The organism is Ligilactobacillus sp. WC1T17 (assembly GCA_900110005.1).
GTDB lineage: Bacteria > Bacillota > Bacilli > Lactobacillales > Lactobacillaceae > Ligilactobacillus > Ligilactobacillus ruminis_A.
This window is the reverse complement of sequence record FOCC01000003.1, coordinates 44,100-62,293: the sequence shown is the minus strand read 5'-3', so window position 1 is coordinate 62,293 and position 18,194 is coordinate 44,100. Positions and strand designations below refer to the sequence as shown.

The window sequence follows — 18,194 nt, the reverse complement described above, 5'->3', positions numbered from 1 at the left end:
AATTTATCTCCCTTTCTGATAAGCCGCTTTACCTGAGACCAACGTCAAAACTGTTTGAGCATGGACTTTTTCACCGGTAAATGGTGTGTTAATCCCCTTTGATAAATAATCTTTTTCTGAAATAACTGTTTCGTGATTTAAATCAAACAAGGCTAAATCCGCCGGCTTGCCTGGCATAATTTCACCAGCTTGCTTGATGTTAAATAGCTTAGCTGGATTAATACTCATCCAATTCAGCAATTGTTCCAAAGTAAAGATTTTAGTTAAAACAAATTTCGTATACAGCATGCTAAAGGCGGTTTCGCTGCCTGTAATTCCAAAAGCAGCGTCTCGCATATCACCGGTTTTTTCGGCAACACTATGTGGTGCATGATCGGTCGCAATCATGTCAATTGTACCATCCAACAATCCGACAATTAAAGCTTGCTGGTCACCCTTGCTTCTTAAAGGCGGATTCATTTTATAATAAGGATCATTGGTTAAAATATCGTCTTCACTTAACAATAAGTGGTGTGGCGATACTTCACATGTTACGTTGATTCCATGCGCTTTAGCTAAGCGAACTAATTCAACGCTTTCCTTTGTCGAAACGTGGCAGATGTGGTAATGGACACCTGTTTCTTTAGCCAACAGCAAATCGCGGGCAATTTGGGAAGATTCGCTCAAACCTAGCATCCCTGGAAGACCTAATTCTTCAGCTTTTTTACCAGCATTCATCACACCACCGAAAAGCAACGAGTTGTCTTCGACGTGGGCAGCAATTGGCAAATTCAGGCTTTGAGCTTTTTTCATTGCCAAGTACATTACACCAGCACTTTGAACACCCTTGCCATCGTTGCTAAGAGCGAAAGCACCGGCTTTTTTCAAAGCACCGTAATCGCCAAGTTCTTCCGAAGTTAACCCAGTCGTAATGGCTGCATATTGCAAAATATGAACAACCCCGTCTTTTTGATTTAAAGCTACCATCTGGGCAACTTTTTCTGGCGTATCAGGGACAGGATTCAGGTTAGGCATTGCACAAACAGTAGTATAACCGCCATGTGCAGCCGCCATACTGCCGGTTTTGATGGTTTCTTTATAAGTAAAACCAGGTTCACGATAATGAACATGCACATCTACCAAACCGGGAGCCACCACTAAATCAGTTGCATCAATCGTTTGATCGGCTGTAACTACTTGAGCTAAATCCACACCTAAAGCTTTGATTTTATCGTCTTCAATTAAAATATCTTCTTTAACTAAGTTACCGGCTTGATAAACTGTACCGCCTTTAATGAGTAATCGCATTATTTAATGCCCCCTAAGTTGCGTCCGCGCATAACAGCTTCAATCATAGCCATCCGCATGAAGACACCATTGTGCATTTGAGCTTTGAAACGTGATTTTTCAGCTTCAACTAATTCAGAAGCTAATTCCACCCCACGGTTAATCGGACCTGGATGCATGATGATAGCATTGTCTTTCATGCGGCTATAGCGTTCCTTGTTAATACCGTAATTTTTGTGGTATTCATTACCATCAAATGTTCCTTCATTGGCATCTTGGGCATGACGTTCATGTTGAACCCGAAGTAACATAATAACATCCATTTCATCGACTAAGTCATCTACCGGCTTGTAAGTGCCATACTTGGCAAATTCTTCAGAATACCAGTATTCAGGACCTGAGAAGTAAACTTCAGCACCCAATTGATTTAATAAAATCATGTTGCTACGAGCTACACGAGAGTTGGTCAAATCACCAATGATGGCAACCTTTAAACCTTCAAATTTACCAAAATGATCATGAATAGTCATTAGGTCCAGCATGCATTGCGAAGGATGTTGGCCGCTGCCATCCCCACCGTTAACTAAGCCGATATTCAAGGTTTGACCTGGTTTAAGATTAATCAAATTGCGGTAATAATCATTTTGTCCGTGACGAATCACTGCTAAATCAACGCCAATCGCATCCATCGTTAATAAAGTATCATACAAAGTTTCACCTTTCTTAACTGAGGAATGGCCTGGATCAAAAGGAATGACCGTTAAACCTAATTTTCTTTCTGCAACTTCAAAACTGGTATGGGTTCTTGTTGAATTTTCAAAGAACATATTAGTTGCAAAAACTGGTTCTGATAAAGGTTGAACCGCGCCGCCATGCTTGAAGTATTCAGCGCGTTCAATCAAGTTAAATACATCTTCGTTAGTTAAATCTTCAACAGTTACAAAATGTTCTAAGCTGGTAAGGTTATTAGTCATCATCATCATTATTATTTTTCCATCCTTTATAAATAATTTTTTGCTTTTGTGTAATAAAAAAGTCTGAACCTGATACAGATCCAGACAGACAATTAGGTAACTTAAAGTAAACTACACCCTAAGACACACAACCTTTTGCCCTCTCTGGAGTCAATTAAATGGTTGTTTTATTTTTTAGGTATATCTCGTAATTCAATACCATCTTTGTGGTCAACTTCATCCACATAAACGGCAATTTCTTCATCAAGTGAAGTCGGAATATTTTTACCGACAAAATCAGCTCTAATTGGCAATTCACGGTGTCCCCGGTCAACCAGCACAGCTAAGTTAATGGTCTTGGGACGGCCTTGATCCATTAAAGCATCCAAAGCAGCACGGATGGTACGGCCGGTAAAGAGAACATCGTCGACCAAAATAACATGCTTATCAGTGATATTAAAACCAAGATTACTCTTTTTAACCACTGGTTCTTTGGTATTGTCAGCTTCATGAGTTAAATCATCGCGGTACAAAGAGATATCAAGTTCACCAACTGGGATATTTGCCCCTTCAAGTTGTTTTAACCGTGATGCAATTCTTTGAGCTAAATAAATTCCTCGTGTTTTAATACCGACCAAAACGATGCCATCAATGCCTTTATTTTTTTCAATGATTTCGTAGGTCATCCGCGTTAAAGCACGCTTCATCGCCATTGCATCATAAATTTCTTTTGCCATGATTCATCCTCCTGAATTTAAATTCAAAAAAAGCCACCTAGTCCTCGACTAAGTGGCAACACAATTAGGGCGCAAGACACCATATTTATCCGTTACCTTCTTAGCCTCTCTGGACTAACTTAAAGGACTTAATTTGTTGTATATAATTTATAATAATAGGTTCGTTTTGTCAAGATAATTTAGACATTTTTGAAAAATTTCTGGAATTGGAACTTCAAAAACCATTTCTTTGCCGGTTGTTGGATGGACAAAGCCTAGTTTGCCAGCATGTAAAAACTGTCCTTGACCTTTAATGGTATTTTTAGGTCCATATAAAGGATCACCCACTAACGGATGACCGATATATTTCATATGAACCCGAATTTGATGGGTCCGCCCAGTCTCCAAAATACAAGTAACCAAAGTATAATCTTGATAGCGCTTGATGACCTTAAAATGTGTTACCGCATGACGGCCGTCTTTAATAACTGCTTGTTTCTTGCGGTCTTTTAAGCTGCGGCCAATAGGCGCGTTAATCGTACCTTCATCTTCTTTAATCCGTCCATGAACTAAAGCTGTATATTCGCGCAAGTTGGTTTTATTTTTCAGCTGGCTGGCCAAAGCTTGATGCGCTTTATCATTTTTAGCCACCATCAATAAGCCGGACGTATCCTTATCAATTCGATGGACAATACCTGGTCGAAAAGTGCCATTAATAGTTGACAAAGGGCAATGGTAAAGTAAAGCATTTACTAAGGTTCCATCTTCATGTCCTGGAGCAGGATGGACCACCATGCCTTGCGGTTTATTAACTACTAAAACATCATCATCCTCATAGACAATATCTAACGGTATATTTTCAGCCTTAATTTCAAGTGTCTTAGGTTCGGGTTGTTCTAATTGAATTACATCATCAGGTTTAACTTTATATTTGGCTTTTTGGCTAGTACCATTGACAAAAATATGACCTTCATCCAATAATTTTTGGATTTGTGATCGCGAATAATCATCAAAAAGCTGACTAACTACCTTATCTAAACGGCCACTCTCGGTTGTTACAGTTTTTTCGAGCATAATTACCTTCCTTAAAAATAATAAGAGGTCTGGTTTAGACCTCTAATAAGCGATTTTATTGCCATTATTATAACATACTTCAACAAACATGTTCTACCATGCTATACTAAGAGCAAAGGAAGTGATCATATCAAAACTTCAACTCGTAAAATTATCTTTGCTGCCGTTTGGACTGGTTTAGGTATCAGCTTTTATTTAACTTTTGGTATTTTTTTGCTACACCATTTAGCACAAAATGGCCATCCTGCACTCATTACAGCTGACAGTTTGGCTTTTAGTTTTGGCCTTGGTGCTTTGCTTTTGCAAATCATTGCCACAAGCCTTTTAAATACAAAAGCTTACCGTGTTTTACATATTCTGACTTTAGATTTTTACTATCTCTTTTGGTCATCTTTTTTATTTGTCTTTAGTTTTGGAATAAAATTCTTTGCCCGTGGCTGGGTGGCTTTTGGCATCCTTTGTGCTTTAAGTGTAGCGATGATTATTCATACCAGCATTTGGTATTTGAAAGCTTGGTATCTTAAGCAAGTATTTTACACTTTAGTGATAGGTGCTGTTTGTTGTCTGCTGCTTTCAACCATCAATCTATTGGCCTTAATTGCTTTAACTTTAGCTTTAGTCAGTTTCTTTTTAATTAAAAAGCGTTCTACAGCCTTTTTCAGCTGTTTGCTGTTCGTGGCCAGTCTCATTAGCAGTGAATGTGCAATTTTTTACTTATAGGCTTTTTAGTGGTTATTTACTTGGTTATGTGATATGATGGTGGGGTACGTATGAAGGACATCCTTCTTTCGTATAATGAGAGCTTATTTTTTATTTGCGGCCTTAGTTTTGCTAGGGCTGTTTTTTTGTATCAAAATAAAGCCCACCAGCCTATTTTTTGCTGTTATCGTCAAAGATTAAAGATTAAAGATATTCTATCTTTGTACAACCAACTAAAAAAGCTTAAGTCACTTTTGCGTAAGTAACTTAAGCTTTTTTAACTATTTACTGAAATAAACCTGGTTAAAGTTGTACTTGAATGTGCGGTAGGTCAAAATACTTTTGGCGGGATAGTTTAATTGCTGAATCAATTTGCCTTGCTTGGTATACTCTAAAATAGCATTATTGGCACCTGAATCAGCGACGATATTTTGCCAATAGTCCTGCACATCGCTGACATAAGGCGAATATGGGATGATAAAGGATTTGACCAGCTTAAAAGTACTCTGCTTTTCGTCAATCAAATATTTATAATACATCGACTTGGTAGCAAGCTTGACGCCGTTAGCGTTCAAACTTGCTAAAGCTTTCCATGAAAAATCAGGCCGAGAATCCATCACCTTAGAGTTATTATCAAACATATAGACATAATATTGGCCTGCTTTTAATTTAGCGCTCGTTTGATAAGTAACCGAATGCTGCCCGGTCTGCTCTAAGAAATTGCCTTGTTTTTTAAGCAAAAGGTCTTGATAATTACCCACATTTTGCCAAATACTTTGATTACCGATAAAGTAACCCAATTTTGGTGTATTGTTAACATTAGTTAATTTCATAACCGTTGACGTTTTGCTGTTAATTTACGGAATTGGCGGCATTTCTTTCAGCCAATATTTGTATTTTTTATGCATCCAATTATCATCGGCCGGTGTGGGGGCAATCATGATGAATATTGCCCCCATTCCTGTTTTGATTATCAGCTGTCTCCTAGCTAAAAGATGACCCTCCGTTTCAGAGGCCTTAGGGATTATCTTGGGAATTGCCGGAATTACTTTAATCGTAACTCATGGAGATTTCAGTCAATTTTCAGTTCCTTTAAATGCTTTTTTAGGCAGGCTTGTTGACCAATTTCATCAGTCGAATCTAAACGATTATATTCTTGATTCCACAAAATTGCCTATTGCTTTCTTGCATCTACTTCAGAATCATCATAGCAGTACTCCAAGCTTGCTTCTAATTTTTCCAATTCAGACATAGTCATTAAATCACCTGCGTTTAAAGTTATTTCCGTTGATAAAGGCAAAAATCATGCGCATATTTATTTTTTTTATTCACCAAACCCGCTGTTTGTTTGACTAAAGTAAAAGCTTTTTCGTCCAGTTCAGGCATCTTGGTATCAGCCTTAAAAATAGCATGAATCTTAGTGACATATAACAAGTCAACTTCATCTTTAAAAGTTTCAAATAAAGAAGCCCCGCCAATAATAAAAATCAGCTCATTTTGTTTGTCATTCAGCCAGATTCTTAATTGTTCCAGCGAATTAAATACTTCAAGCATTGGATTTGTTTGTGCTTTTTGAGCTAATTCTTGGTCATGGGTTAAAACAACATGCAGCCGGTTAGGCAAGAGATTGGGAAAGCTTGCAAAAGTCTTCTTGCCCATCACAATGGGATGATTGAGCGTTGTTTTTTTAAAATAGGCTAAATCATCCGGCAAATGCCAGGGCAATTTACCTTCTAAACCGATTTGTTTTTTTTCATCTTCAGCCCAAATATATGCTAGCATTAAATCACCCCTTAAACAGCTACCGGAGCCTTAATTGCTGGTGCCGGATTATAGTCAAGAACCTTGATATCATCCATTTCAAAATCGGCTAAGTGTTTCTTTTCGGGGTTAAGCCATAACGTTGGCGCTTTTTTAGGGGTGCGGCTGATTTGTTCTTTAACCTGGTCTAAATGATTCAAGTAAATATGTGCATCTCCCAAAGTATGCACAAATTCACCGACTTCAAGATTGCATTCCCGTGCAATTAAATGTGTCAATAAAGCATAACTGGCAATGTTAAACGGCACACCTAAAAAGACATCTCCGCTGCGCTGGTACAATTGACAGCTTAATTTACCATCATTCACATAAAATTGAAACAAGGTGTGACATGGCGGCAAAGCACTGGTCGGCACATCTTCAGGATTCCAGGCTGTCACAATTAAACGCCGTGAATCAGGTGTCTTTTTGATTTGTTCAATCACATTTTGAATTTGATCAATAGTTTCACCTTGACTGGTTTTCCAATGCCGCCATTGAGCACCATAAACATCACCTAAATTGCCATATTTTTGGGCAAAGGAATCATCTTCAACCATTTTTTTGCAAAAAAACGCCTTTTGTTCTTGATATATCTGGTTAAAAACTTCATCTTTTTGGCAGCGCAAACCAAAATCAGTCATATCAGGCCCTTGATATTCACTTGATTCTACCCAATTTTTAAAAGCCCATTCATCCCAAATATGATTTTTATGCTTTAACAAATATTGGATATTCGTATCACCCTTTAAAAACCACAACAGTTCACTTTTAATTAAACCCAAAGGAACTTTTTTGGTGGTCAGTAAAGGAAAACCTTTACTTAAATCAAAACGCATTTGATAACCAAATAAACTGATTGTACCGGTTTTAGTCCGGTCATCTTTTTGATGCCCATGCGCTAAAATGTCTCGAATTAATTGCAAGTATGGCTCTTCTAGTTCTTTCATTTTTATTCCTCGCTTATACGTATTGTCCTAAATATTCCCAGCGATCCATGGCTGCTTGCGTTTGTTGAGTAATTTCATCAATCTGACGTTGCAAATCGCCCAATTTACCATAATCAGCCCCATCAACTGTCAGCATCTTTGCCTGAAGTTCTTCTTTTTGTTCATCTAATGCCTCAATTTTGGCTTCCAGCTGATCAAATTCCAACTGTTCAGCATAGGTCAATTTGGTTTTAATCTTAACTTCAGTTGTTGCCGGCTTTTTAGGTTCTGTAGGCTGGTCTTTTTTGTCTTCTTTTTTGGCTTGAACTTTTTGTTTTTTCAAATAATCAGTAAATAAGCCTGTGTACCGTTCAATTTTACCCTGACCTTCAAAAATCAGCAAATCATCTGCTACTTTGTCTAAGAAGTAACGGTCGTGGGAAACAGTGATAACCGTACCGTCAAAATCATCCAAATAATCTTCTAAAATCGATAATGTTCCAATGTCAAGATCATTGGTCGGCTCGTCTAAGAACAAAACATTGGGACTAGACATGAGTAATTTTAACAGATAAAGCCGCCGTTTTTCACCGCCGGACAATTTTCTGATTAATGTCCCGTGCATAAAGCGTGGGAACAAGAACTGTTCGAGCAGCTGTGTGGTACTTACCCGTTCACCATTTTTATTGATGACACTTTGGCCAACTTCATTTAAATAATTGATAATCCGCTTGTCTCCGGGGATTTCTTCCGTTTGTTGCGTATAATAAGCTAATTTGACCGTTTCACCAATCGTCAAAATACCTTCATCCAATGGTAATTTACCAGCTAAAGCATTCAAAAAGCTCGACTTGCCTGCGCCATTGACTCCGGTAATACCAATCCGGTCGCCAGCTTGAATCAGTAAATTGAAATTTTTGATAATCTGATGGTCGCCCAATTTTAGCGAACCATTTTTGACTTCAATGACTTTTTTCCCTAACCGCTGCTGGCCTAAATTAATGTCAACTTTGCCGTCAATTTGCACCTTATTGAGGTTATCTTTCAAATCATTAAAATAGTTAATTCGTGCCTGTTGCTTGGTAGTCCTGGCTTTAGCTCCTGTCCGCATCCAGGCCAATTCTTTTTTATAAAGCTGCTGCTGCTTATGTTCAGCTGTTAATTCATGTTCAACCCGCTGGGCTTTTTGTTCAACAAAAGCTTGATAGTTGCCGGTATAAAAATACAATTTTCCAAAGGATAATTCGATAATTTGCGAAGCCACTTGGTCTAAGAAGTAGCGATCATGTGTCACTACCAGCAAGGCTCCCTTGTAGTTAGCCAAATAGCCTTGCAGCCATTCAATAGAATCAAAGTCCAAGTGATTTGTTGGTTCGTCTAAAATCAATAAGTCAGGTGCTTGGATGAGAACTTGAGCCATCCCAACCCGCTTTTTTTGCCCGCCTGAAAGTGTTCCAATTTTTTGCGACCAATCATTAATGTGCAGCTGGGTTAAAATCGTTTTAACATCGCTTTCAGCCATCCAGGCATCTTCTTGATTCATTTGATTTTCCGCATCTGCATATCGTTGCGCTTTTTTCTCATTATCAGGATCTAAGCCATAAGCTCTAAGTGCTTCTTCATAGTTGCGAATAGTCTGAAAAATCGGACCGGCCCCTTCAAACACAGCTTCCATAATTGTTTTATCATCATTTAAATCAGGTGCCTGCATCAAATAGCCAATGCGGTAATCATTGGGCGCAATTAATTGGCCTGAATCAGCCGGATCAAGACCGCTTAACGCATTTAACAAAGTCGTCTTGCCTGAGCCGTTGGTTCCGATTAAGCCAATACGATCCCCTTCATTAATAATGAAATTAGCATCTTCAAATAAGGTCTTTTCCCCATAAGTTTTGGTTAAATGTTCCACTCTTAAGGTTTGCATGCTTAATCTCCTTTATTTTGTAGCATTGAGTTGCTGCGCTAATTGCAGCAATTTTGTCTTCTCATTTTTAATTTGCCCAATTACCACTTGACGTTCCACTTCATTTAAGATTTTGCCTAACTGTGGTCCTGGCTTAAGATTTGTCTCTTGCAGCAAAATTTTGCCATTTAATCTAAGCTCATCCTTGTTTTTGATGGGCAGCGCTTGATAATCGGCCAAGATGTGCGCTTTATCAAGGCTTGGCTGGTATAATTTTGCAACTGCTAAAGCAAGCTTTAAAGCTTTTTCACCGGCATGGTACATACTTAAAGCATCTAATTGCTCTTGCTTAAGGTCATTTAAGCAGGTTAAAGCTTTTTCGACATGCCTAATCATCTCATTGGATACTTTCCAGACTTTCAAAAAAGCCGCTGGCTTGGTAATATGCAAAGCAAATAACAATAATGTCCAGCACATTTCTTCATTTTCGCAGGTTATTTGATTTAATTTAAGCAAGTCTTTTAAATCTTGCTGATGCTTTAAAAATTGCGGGCAATATTGATACAGGCCGCTAGTGATAAAAGGTTCTAATCCTTTTTTGACATCTTTACCCAGCATTAGCTTGACAAATTCAACATTAATTCTTTCTACAGCAATCTTAGCCAGTAAAGGCGCATTTTGCACAATCGCCGCCAAGGTAGCATCTTCAATCTCAAAATTAAGCTGACTGGCAAAACGGATCGCCCGCATCATTCGCAACGCATCTTCATGGAAACGCTCATTAGGATTTCCGACAGCTTTAATCCGTCGTTCCTGTAAATCCTTGAGGCCGTCAAACAAATCAATAACTTCGCCATCAGCTGCTAAAGCAAGCGCATTAATTGTTAAATCGCGCCGCTTTAAATCATCTTTTAAAGATCTGACAAAAGTTACTTTATCAGGCCGACGGTAGTCTTGATAACCTGATTCAGTACGAAAAGTTGTGGTTTCGTAACCTTGCCCATGATCTAAAATCATCACCGTCCCGTGTTCAATGCCCGTATCGACGGTTTTTTTGAAGATATGTTTGATTTCTTCAGGATAAGCACTGGTTGCAATATCGACATCGTGTATCTTAAGGCCTAATAACGTATCCCTAACACTGCCACCAACAAAATAGGCTTCAAAACCAGCTTCTTTAATCGTATCTAATACCGGCTTGGCGTCAATAAATTCTTGGGGTAAATTATTTAATCGCATTTTTTTCATCCAATCATTTTGAATTCACATAACAGTTTTTGGTTATCTTCTGTCTGGCAAAAAACTATCATTTATTAGTATAACCTAATCAGGCCTTAAAAGTTAAGTCATTGTTTAGTTCGCTTTATTATCGACAAAATAGATAAATTAAAACTAATACTTCATTGAATTTGGTTTAAACTCCGATATAATTGATAATGTACCATAGCTATGAAAGGAAATAATAATGGAAACTAAAAATAAAGCTAAAACAGCCTTGAAACGATCCATGACAGCTGGACAGGTAGAAATGATTTCACTGGGAGGAGCCATCGGCGTGGGCCTGTTTATGGGCTCAACATCCACCATCAAATGGACCGGTCCATCGGTGATTTTGTCTTATGCCTTTGTAGGCCTTTTATTATATATTGTTATGCGAGCTTTAGGTGAAATGCTCTACGTTAACCCTGGAACCGGATCATTTGCCGATTATGCCACCGAATATGTCCATCCTTTAGCCGGCTATTTGGCAATGTGGGCTAACGTTTTTGAATATATCGTTGTGGGAATGTCGGAAGTCGTCGCAGCTACGGAATACCTGCGCTTTTGGTGGCCTAAAGCCCCAACATGGATTGCCGGTGTAGTCATCATCTTTTTACTGGTTTTGGCCAATATCGTAAGTGCTAAAGCCTATGGTGCACTGGAATTTTGGTTTGCCATGATCAAAGTTGTAACGATTATCGTGATGATTCTTTTAGGTTTAGGTCTCATTTTTTTTGGCCTTGGTAATAGTGGACATCCGATTGGTTTAAGTAATTTATGGGACCATCCGGGAAAAAGCGGCAATGGCTTTTTTACCGGCGGCTGGCAGGGCTTTTTATTTTCAATGTCAGTTGTCGCCGGCTCATACGAAGGTATCGAACTTTTAGGTATTTCAGCTGGCGAAGTTGCTAATCCAAAGCAAGCGGTCGTTAAATCGGTTAAATCGGTTTTAATGCGGATTTTGATTTTTTACGTCGGAGCTATTTTTGTGATTGTAACCATTTATCCTTGGAATAAGTTAAGCGGGCTGGGGTCACCTTTTGTAACGACCTTTGCCAAAGTCGGCATTACGGCAGCAGCCTCCATTATTAACTTTGTTGTTCTAACCGCCGCACTTTCAGGTGCTAATTCCGGAATTTACAGTTCCAGCCGGATGCTTTTTAAATTAGCCACTGAAAATAATGCACCTAAAATTTTTAGCCATATTTCCAAAAGAATCGTGCCAAATTATGCGATTTATGGCATTACCAGTGGAATTTTACTGGGATTTTCTTTAGATACCTTAGTGGCTAAATCAGCCGGTGATATGTTTGTTGTAGTCTTTTCTTCATCCGTTTTGCCGGGCATGATTCCTTGGTTTGTCATTTTATGGGCTGAATTACGTTTCCGGCGTAATAACCCCGCTTTATTAAAAGATCATCCTTTTAAATTACCGCTCTATCCTTTTTCCAATTATTTTGCGATGGCCATGCTCATCTTAATTGTTGTTTGCATGTTCTTTAATCCTGACACACGAATTTCGGTCATCGTAGGAGCAGCTGTTTTGCTTATTACAGTAATTGTTTACCTGTTCCGTTATGGTTTAAAAACAAACAAATAATTGAACTTGTGCCTCCTTTTTGGGGGTGCTTTTATTTTACCGTCTTAAGTTAAAGTTATATCTATGTTTGAACGTAAAAAGTGGTATTATAAAAATAAATGAATTTTTGGAGGAATGCTCATGCGCGACAATCGAATTCACCTATTAGATTTATTAATGATTGCTTTAGGTTGTGCTTTTTATGGATATGGTTTAGTAAATGTTAACATCGCCAATAATTTGGCTGAAGGCGGTGTCACTGGTATCACTTTAATTTTACGTTACTGGTTCCATATTGACCCTGCCTATTCGACGGTTGCCATCAACATTCCGCTGATTTTAATCGGTTACCGCTATTTAGGCAAAAAGTCATTGTTTTACACTGTTTACGGTACCCTAATGCTATCCTTATTCTTATGGATTTGGCAACGCGTTTCCTTACCCATTAATCTCAGTGTTCAGCATGATATGTTCTTAGCTGGGGTTTTAGCAGGTACCTTTGGCGGGTTAGGATCCGGTTTAATTTATCGCTTCGGCGGTACTACCGGCGGGACCGATGTGATTGCCCGCATCTTAGAGAAAACCCGCAAGATTTCAATGGGAAAAACGATTTTAGCCCTCGATGTCGTAGTCATGACTTTGTCGCTTTCTTACCTGAATTTGCGGCAGATGATGTATACTTTGCTATGTTCTTTTGTCTTTTCTCGTATTGTTGATTTTATTCAAGAAGGTGCTTACTCTGATAAGGGTCTTTTCATTTTCTCAAGTAAAAATGACGAAATTTCCTCAGCCCTCTTGGAAGAATTAGATCGAGGTGTTAGTTTTCTCAAAGCCGAAGGAGCTTATTCCGGTAAGGAAACCAAGGCGATTTATTGTGTCATTAACGCCACTGAAATTACCCAAGCCAAAAATATTATCAGCGCTATCGATAAAAAAGCCTTCATTTCTATCATGGATGTTAATGAAGTCTTAGGCGAAGGCTTTACTTTTCAAAAGAAATAATTAGTAAAAGGTCTGGACAAATGCCAGGCCTTTTGTTATGCCCTAGTGGCTGGTTTTTGTTTTTGTCTTAAAGTTAAAGTAACTTTCTATTATTTTTCTGACTATAAAATTGCTTTACCCTAGCTTAAAATGCGTTATAATAATTAATGTAAACGTTTTTTATGAGCAGGTGAAGAAATATCATATCAAACTTTTATTAACGGTAAGATTTTTACCGGGGAAAACGAACATAATTTTACTGATACGATGGTCGTCCAAGACGGCAAAATTATCGCCCTAGGATCAGCTCAGCCTAGGGGTGAAGTCATTGATCTCAAAGGCCAAACCGTTTTGCCGGGTCTTATTGATAACCATACCCACCCTAAATATATTGCTGACGCTTTGCACGGCGCAGCCTGCACTCCGCCTTTAGTCAATAATATGGCCGAACTCAAAGAAGCTCTCCGACATACGCCCGAATACGGCAAAGGCCGGGATGTTTGGATTGAAGGCTGGGGATTTGACGAAAGTAAATTAGCCGAACACCGCAGCCCAACACGGGATGATTTAGATGAAGTCTCAACCACCCAGCCTATTTTCTTATACCGCTCTGACTGCCATTCTTCGGTCGACAATTCACGCGCCTTAGAGCTAGCAGGTATTGATGAAAATACGCCTGATCCTGTCGGAGGAACAATTGAACGTGATGCTAACGGCCGTCCAACCGGATTCATGCGTGAAGTTGCTGCCAGTCAGCTTTTAATCAAAGCCAAGTCAGCCATCAGCTATGAAAATGATGTCAAAAATCTGGTTAACTCCTCCACACACTACCTGCAAAACGGAATCATCGCTATCGGTGAAATGATGGGTCGCCTAAATCCTTATGATAGCGCCAAGTTATACCAAGATGCTTACCAACGCGGCTTTAAGCCTAAAGCTACGCTCCATTATGTCGCTAGCGAAATTACCAAACCATTTGAAATTATCCGCAACGCTCACATGCAGGTATCAGGCCTTAAAGTCTTTATGGATGGTAGTATTTCTGGTGAAACAGCTTTAATGAAAAACACTTTTGTTTCCGGTAAAAAAGGTGTCAGCCTAACCAGCCCTGAAAAATTAGCTGAAATTATTGCTTATGCTAAAGGCCACCACTTGCAAGTTGCCGTGCATGCTATGGGTGACAAAGCCATCCAAACCGTCATCGATGTCTGCCAAGATTTAGACCCTTGGCTAAAAGACATGCCATCAGTGCGGATAGAACATGCTTCTTTACTATCTGATGAAATGCTCAAGCAAATTAAAGCTTCCAAAGTTGGCATTGCCATTTCGACGCAGCCAATTTTCTTCTTTGCGGAAGAGGATTCTTACCGGACTTTTCTTAATCCAAACCAGTTAAAAATGGTTTATCGGCTGAAAGGCTTGCACGATCAGCATATTTTATTTAGCCTCAGCTCAGATGCGCCTTGCACGCCATGGGCTGAACCTGATAGTCCTTTTTACAGCATTTATGCAGCCGTTACCCGCAAAACATCTTCAGTCCAAACGATTAACCCAGAAGAAAAGCTGACCTTGCCGCAAGCTCTCTTAGCCTACACTAGAGATGCAGCCAAAATTGGCGGTTTTATTAATAATGGTACCTTAACTGTCGGCAAAGATGCTGATTTTGTCGTTTTAGACCGTGATATTTTCACCGTTGATGCGGAAGCTTTAAAAGAAGTCAAAGTACAAGAAACGTAGATGGGCGGCCAAAAAATCTGGCATAAATAAAAAATGTCCTGCAATGAGTTGCAGGACATTTTTATTATTTCTTCTATTATTTTAAACTCATTATAGATTGCCCTTTCAAAAATGTCTAATACTCATTTTTAATGCTTATGTATGCATAAAAAGCACGATAGCTTTTTAGTTAAAGTAACTTTTTATTTCTTATTAAAGAAAATAAAAAAAGCACTTCACCTGAAGTGCTTTTTGCTTAGTCTTTTAAAGCAAACATTAAAATGCCACTTGCAACCGCCACATTTAATGACTCAGCATGTCCCTTAATTGGAATATAAAGGTTAAGCGATGTTTCTTTAAGCAAGGCTTGATTCATCCCATTGCCCTCATTTCCCATAATTAAAGCAAAGTCATGGTGACGCCCTACTTCATCATAAGATCTGGCATCCTGGTTTAATTCACTGCCGAAAACAGGCATCTTACGTTGTTTGAACGCTTTCGTCCAAGTCATTAAGTCGCCTGAGCATAAATGTAAATGGAATTGGCTGCCCTGCATCGAACGAACTACCTTAGGTTGATACATATCAGCACATTTCTCACCAAAAACAACCCCTTCAAAGCCGCAAGCATCCGCCGTCCGAACCATAGTGCCGATATTACCCGGATCTTGCACTCCATCCAAAAATAGCCAAGCCCCCTTAGCATTGTCAGGTGTCACTAAGTTGTCTTTTGGCATTTCAACAATGGCAAAAATTCCTTGCGGACTGGGTGTCAAAGACAAATTTTTGGCGATATTATCAGAAATTTCAATCAATTCGGTTGCCGGGGCCAATTCAAGTTCTGCTTGATGCTTAAAATCCTTGGTCATCAGCACCGTGACAATTTTTTGTCCTGAAAGCAGCGCTTCTTTAACCAAGTGCCAACCGTCAAGCAGGTATTGGTTTTGTTTTAATCTTTCCTTTTTTTGGGCCAATTTCTTCCAATTTTTAACACGCTGATTAGTCGTTGAGGTGATTATTTCCATTAAGACTGCTTCCCTTCGTTAATACTTCTTTTGTGTGTACCTGGTCTAATTTTAATTGAGCAATTAAGGCATCCGGTCCGTTAAATTTTTGCATCGGCCGCAGGTATTGTTCCCATTTAACCAATACTTTTTTGCCATAAACCATTTTGGAAAAATTAAGCAGGTTAATTTCAATAGTAACTGCAAAACCCTCTCCAAAAGTCTCATTGCGCCCAATGGACGCCATTCCCATATACCACTGATCATCATCTTCAAATTTAACCCAAGTGGCATAAACGCCTTCTTTAGGTATCCGCACTTGATCTAACAATTCCAAATTAAGCGTTGGAAAACCTAAAGTCCGCCCCCGTTCAAAGCCATGAACCACTTTGGCTTCAGTGGTATAAGAATAGCCTAATAAATCACGTGCCAAACTTAAGTCACCTTGGTCTAGAGCAGCTCGAATGACTGTTGAACTTATTTTTTGGTTGTCTAACATTAAATGCTCCACTTCAATAACTTCAATCTGCTGGTTTAAATATGCGCACAAATGTGCCATATCGCCGTGATTTTGCTTAGGATCTTTGCCGTAAGTGTAATCGCTGCCGGCTACCACACAAACAGCATTTAACCCCCGCAGGTACTTATCAGCAAAAGCCTGCTGACTTAACTGGTAAAAAGCAGGCGTAAAACTGGCAATATAGCAGATATCAACCCCTAATTTCTCCAAAAGCTGCAATTTTTGCTGCAAGGACGTTAAATAAGTAAAATTTTTATTTTGTTCCTTGGCAAAAATCAAACCTGGATAACGATCTAAAGTTAAAACCGCCAATTTAGCTCCTAACTGGCGCGCTTTTTTTTGCGCCGTCAAAATAACCTGTTGATGTCCGCGATGCACCCCATCAAAAAAGCCAAGACACAAAACAACTTGGCTTTGTGGGATGATTTGTTTATCATACGGTTCTTGTAATTTAATAACTTGCATACTTTACCTTCTAACTCAGATCAATCATTTGCTCTGCTTGAAAACGGTGCTTTTCTTCATTGTAGCGGTAAACAGCCCTGACTTTTCCATCATAAAATAAAGCAACCTTAGCATAATGGTCAGCTGCTATTTTATTTGGCGCCAAAAAGCCGCCGTTTTTGACCAATTTCCACTGGTCACCGGTCAAATCAATTCTTGGCATCTGTTTTAATGCCATTTCAATCGGTAAAAGGGCTTGTTCTAGTTTGCCTGCTTCTTTTAAGTCGGCTAATTCAGCTAAGGTAAAGGTTTGATCTAGGTTAAAACCGCCACTTTTAAGCCGGGTTAAATCACTCATAACGGCCGGCAAGCCTAGTTTTCGACCTAAATCATAGGCTAGGGTTCTGACATAAGTGCCTTTACCGCAAGCCACTTCAAAGGTAAATTTTTGAATGCCCTTAGCTTCATCGAAGCTTGATGAACTGGTCATTTTGAAATAATCCACGTGAATTTTTCGTTTAGGCCGTTCGACGGTTTCACCTTTGCGGGCATAGTCATATAACCGCCGACCGTTAACTTTAACAGCTGAATACATGGGCGGAATCTGAATTAAATCACCGCACATTAAAGCCATTTGCTGGGTAATTGTGTCATCAGGAACCGCTTCTTTGAGCTTAACTTGCTCGACAATAGCGCCATCTAAATCTTCTGTTTCAGTCGCAAAGCCTAACGTAATTTCGCCACGATAAATCTTGCCTGATTCCATCAAGTAATTAACAACTTTAGTCGCGTGTCCGATGCAAATCGGAAGTACACCGTCAACATTGGGATCAAGCGTTCCGCTATGACCCACTTTACGGGTTTGAAATAAGCGTCGGCAATGAAAAACAGCATCATTGCTTGTCATGCCACGATCTTTATTTAAGGGCAGAATACCATCCATTTTTATCACCTCGAAAAAAAGGAGTGAGAAAATCCCACTCCCAGATTTTAAATTAATCTTGTTGATGTAATTGATTCAATAATTCATCAATCCGGTTACCATACCGGACTGATTGATCTTGTTCAAATTTAATTTCAGGAGTCACATAAATACTCAAGCGGTGGCCCAATTCGCGTCTGATTAAGCCGGTAGCTTTATCAAGCCCTTGTTGTGCTTTTTTAGCATCTGAAGCTAAATCAGATAAAATACTATAATAAATTGTTGCATTTTGCAAATCACCAGTCACTTCAACCCCAGTGATGGTAACGCCGCTAACCCGTGGATCCCGTACTCTTTTCACTAAAATATCATTGACTTCACGCTGAATTTCTTGTGATAAACGACCAACACGGTAATGTTGTACCATTT

At 39.1% G+C, this 18,194-nt stretch carries 17 protein-coding genes; 4 read left to right on the top strand and 13 right to left on the bottom strand.

The window, feature by feature from the left end:
• Positions 1-3 precede the first annotated feature (3 nt).
• From BMX26_RS02540 to BMX26_RS02525, 4 genes are all read right to left on the bottom strand, one after another.
• Positions 4-1,287, bottom strand: coding sequence for a dihydroorotase (locus tag BMX26_RS02540; RefSeq protein WP_075529892.1), 1,284 nt, complete (start codon positions 1,285-1,287; stop codon positions 4-6).
• Entirely contained in the window at positions 1,287-2,243 is a 957-nt protein-coding gene (locus BMX26_RS02535; RefSeq protein ID WP_075529996.1) for an aspartate carbamoyltransferase catalytic subunit, read from the bottom strand. Before BMX26_RS02535 ends, BMX26_RS02540 begins: the two co-directional genes overlap by 1 nt.
• 164 nt (positions 2,244-2,407) lie before the next feature.
• Complete coding sequence (pyrR, locus tag BMX26_RS02530) at positions 2,408-2,956, bottom strand: bifunctional pyr operon transcriptional regulator/uracil phosphoribosyltransferase PyrR (RefSeq protein ID WP_075529891.1); 549 nt, start codon at positions 2,954-2,956, stop codon at positions 2,408-2,410.
• 147 nt (positions 2,957-3,103) lie between these two features.
• Positions 3,104-4,009 (bottom strand): RluA family pseudouridine synthase, encoded by a 906-nt coding sequence (locus BMX26_RS02525; protein WP_075529890.1) that lies wholly within the window; start codon positions 4,007-4,009, stop codon positions 3,104-3,106.
• Between the two features lie 213 nt (positions 4,010-4,222).
• Between BMX26_RS02525 and BMX26_RS02520 the strand changes: the two genes are divergently transcribed.
• Positions 4,223-4,729 (top strand): hypothetical protein, encoded by a 507-nt coding sequence (locus tag BMX26_RS02520; protein ID WP_075529889.1) that lies wholly within the window; start codon positions 4,223-4,225, stop codon positions 4,727-4,729.
• A 260-nt stretch (positions 4,730-4,989) separates the two neighbouring features.
• Here BMX26_RS02520 and BMX26_RS02515 read toward each other — a convergent pair whose 3' ends face one another.
• From BMX26_RS02515 to BMX26_RS02495, 5 genes are all read right to left on the bottom strand, one after another.
• Entirely contained in the window at positions 4,990-5,541 is a 552-nt protein-coding gene (locus tag BMX26_RS02515) for an aryl-sulfate sulfotransferase (RefSeq protein ID WP_075529888.1), read from the bottom strand.
• A 445-nt stretch (positions 5,542-5,986) separates the two neighbouring features.
• Positions 5,987-6,490, bottom strand: coding sequence for a dihydrofolate reductase (locus BMX26_RS02510; protein WP_075529887.1), 504 nt, complete (start codon positions 6,488-6,490; stop codon positions 5,987-5,989).
• An 11-nt stretch (positions 6,491-6,501) separates the two neighbouring features.
• Positions 6,502-7,458 (bottom strand): thymidylate synthase, encoded by a 957-nt coding sequence (locus BMX26_RS02505; protein WP_075529886.1) that lies wholly within the window; start codon positions 7,456-7,458, stop codon positions 6,502-6,504.
• A 13-nt stretch (positions 7,459-7,471) separates the two neighbouring features.
• A complete protein-coding gene (locus BMX26_RS02500; RefSeq protein ID WP_075529885.1) occupies positions 7,472-9,361 on the bottom strand; it encodes an ABC-F family ATP-binding cassette domain-containing protein in 1,890 nt (629 codons plus the stop codon).
• 12 nt (positions 9,362-9,373) lie between these two features.
• Positions 9,374-10,579 carry a CCA tRNA nucleotidyltransferase gene (locus tag BMX26_RS02495; RefSeq protein ID WP_075529995.1) on the bottom strand — a complete coding sequence of 402 codons (1,206 nt, stop codon included), beginning with the start codon at positions 10,577-10,579 and terminating at the stop codon, positions 9,374-9,376.
• A gap of 226 nt (positions 10,580-10,805) precedes the next feature.
• On the opposite strand from BMX26_RS02495, the gene BMX26_RS02490 reads away from it, so the two are divergent.
• The 3 genes from BMX26_RS02490 (at position 10,806) to BMX26_RS02480 (ending at position 14,897) form a co-directional block, all read left to right on the top strand.
• Positions 10,806-12,200: an amino acid permease gene (locus BMX26_RS02490; protein WP_075529884.1), complete on the top strand. Its 1,395-nt coding sequence runs from the start codon at positions 10,806-10,808 to the stop codon at positions 12,198-12,200.
• Positions 12,201-12,314: 114 nt separating this feature from the next.
• The gene (locus BMX26_RS02485; protein WP_075529883.1) at positions 12,315-13,181 is read left to right on the top strand and encodes a YitT family protein; all 867 of its coding nucleotides are present in this window, start codon (positions 12,315-12,317) and stop codon (positions 13,179-13,181) included.
• A 246-nt stretch (positions 13,182-13,427) separates the two neighbouring features.
• On the top strand, positions 13,428-14,897 hold the full coding sequence (locus BMX26_RS02480; RefSeq protein ID WP_082272450.1) for an amidohydrolase: 1,470 nt from the start codon (positions 13,428-13,430) through the stop codon (positions 14,895-14,897).
• 235 nt (positions 14,898-15,132) lie between these two features.
• Here BMX26_RS02480 and BMX26_RS02475 read toward each other — a convergent pair whose 3' ends face one another.
• The 4 genes from BMX26_RS02475 to rbfA are packed head-to-tail and all read right to left on the bottom strand — an operon-like array spanning position 15,133 to position 18,192.
• On the bottom strand, positions 15,133-15,900 hold the full coding sequence (locus BMX26_RS02475) for a TrmH family RNA methyltransferase (RefSeq protein WP_075529881.1): 768 nt from the start codon (positions 15,898-15,900) through the stop codon (positions 15,133-15,135).
• The gene (gene ribF, locus BMX26_RS02470; protein ID WP_075529880.1) at positions 15,875-16,864 is read right to left on the bottom strand and encodes a riboflavin biosynthesis protein RibF; all 990 of its coding nucleotides are present in this window, start codon (positions 16,862-16,864) and stop codon (positions 15,875-15,877) included. Before ribF ends, BMX26_RS02475 begins: the two co-directional genes overlap by 26 nt.
• Before the next feature lie 10 nt (positions 16,865-16,874).
• Positions 16,875-17,786, bottom strand: a complete 912-nt coding sequence (gene truB, locus BMX26_RS02465) for a tRNA pseudouridine(55) synthase TruB (protein ID WP_075529879.1) — start codon at positions 17,784-17,786, stop codon at positions 16,875-16,877.
• A gap of 52 nt (positions 17,787-17,838) precedes the next feature.
• Positions 17,839-18,192, bottom strand: a complete 354-nt coding sequence (gene rbfA / locus BMX26_RS02460) for a 30S ribosome-binding factor RbfA (protein WP_075529878.1) — start codon at positions 18,190-18,192, stop codon at positions 17,839-17,841.
• Between the last annotated feature and the right edge of the window lie 2 nt (positions 18,193-18,194).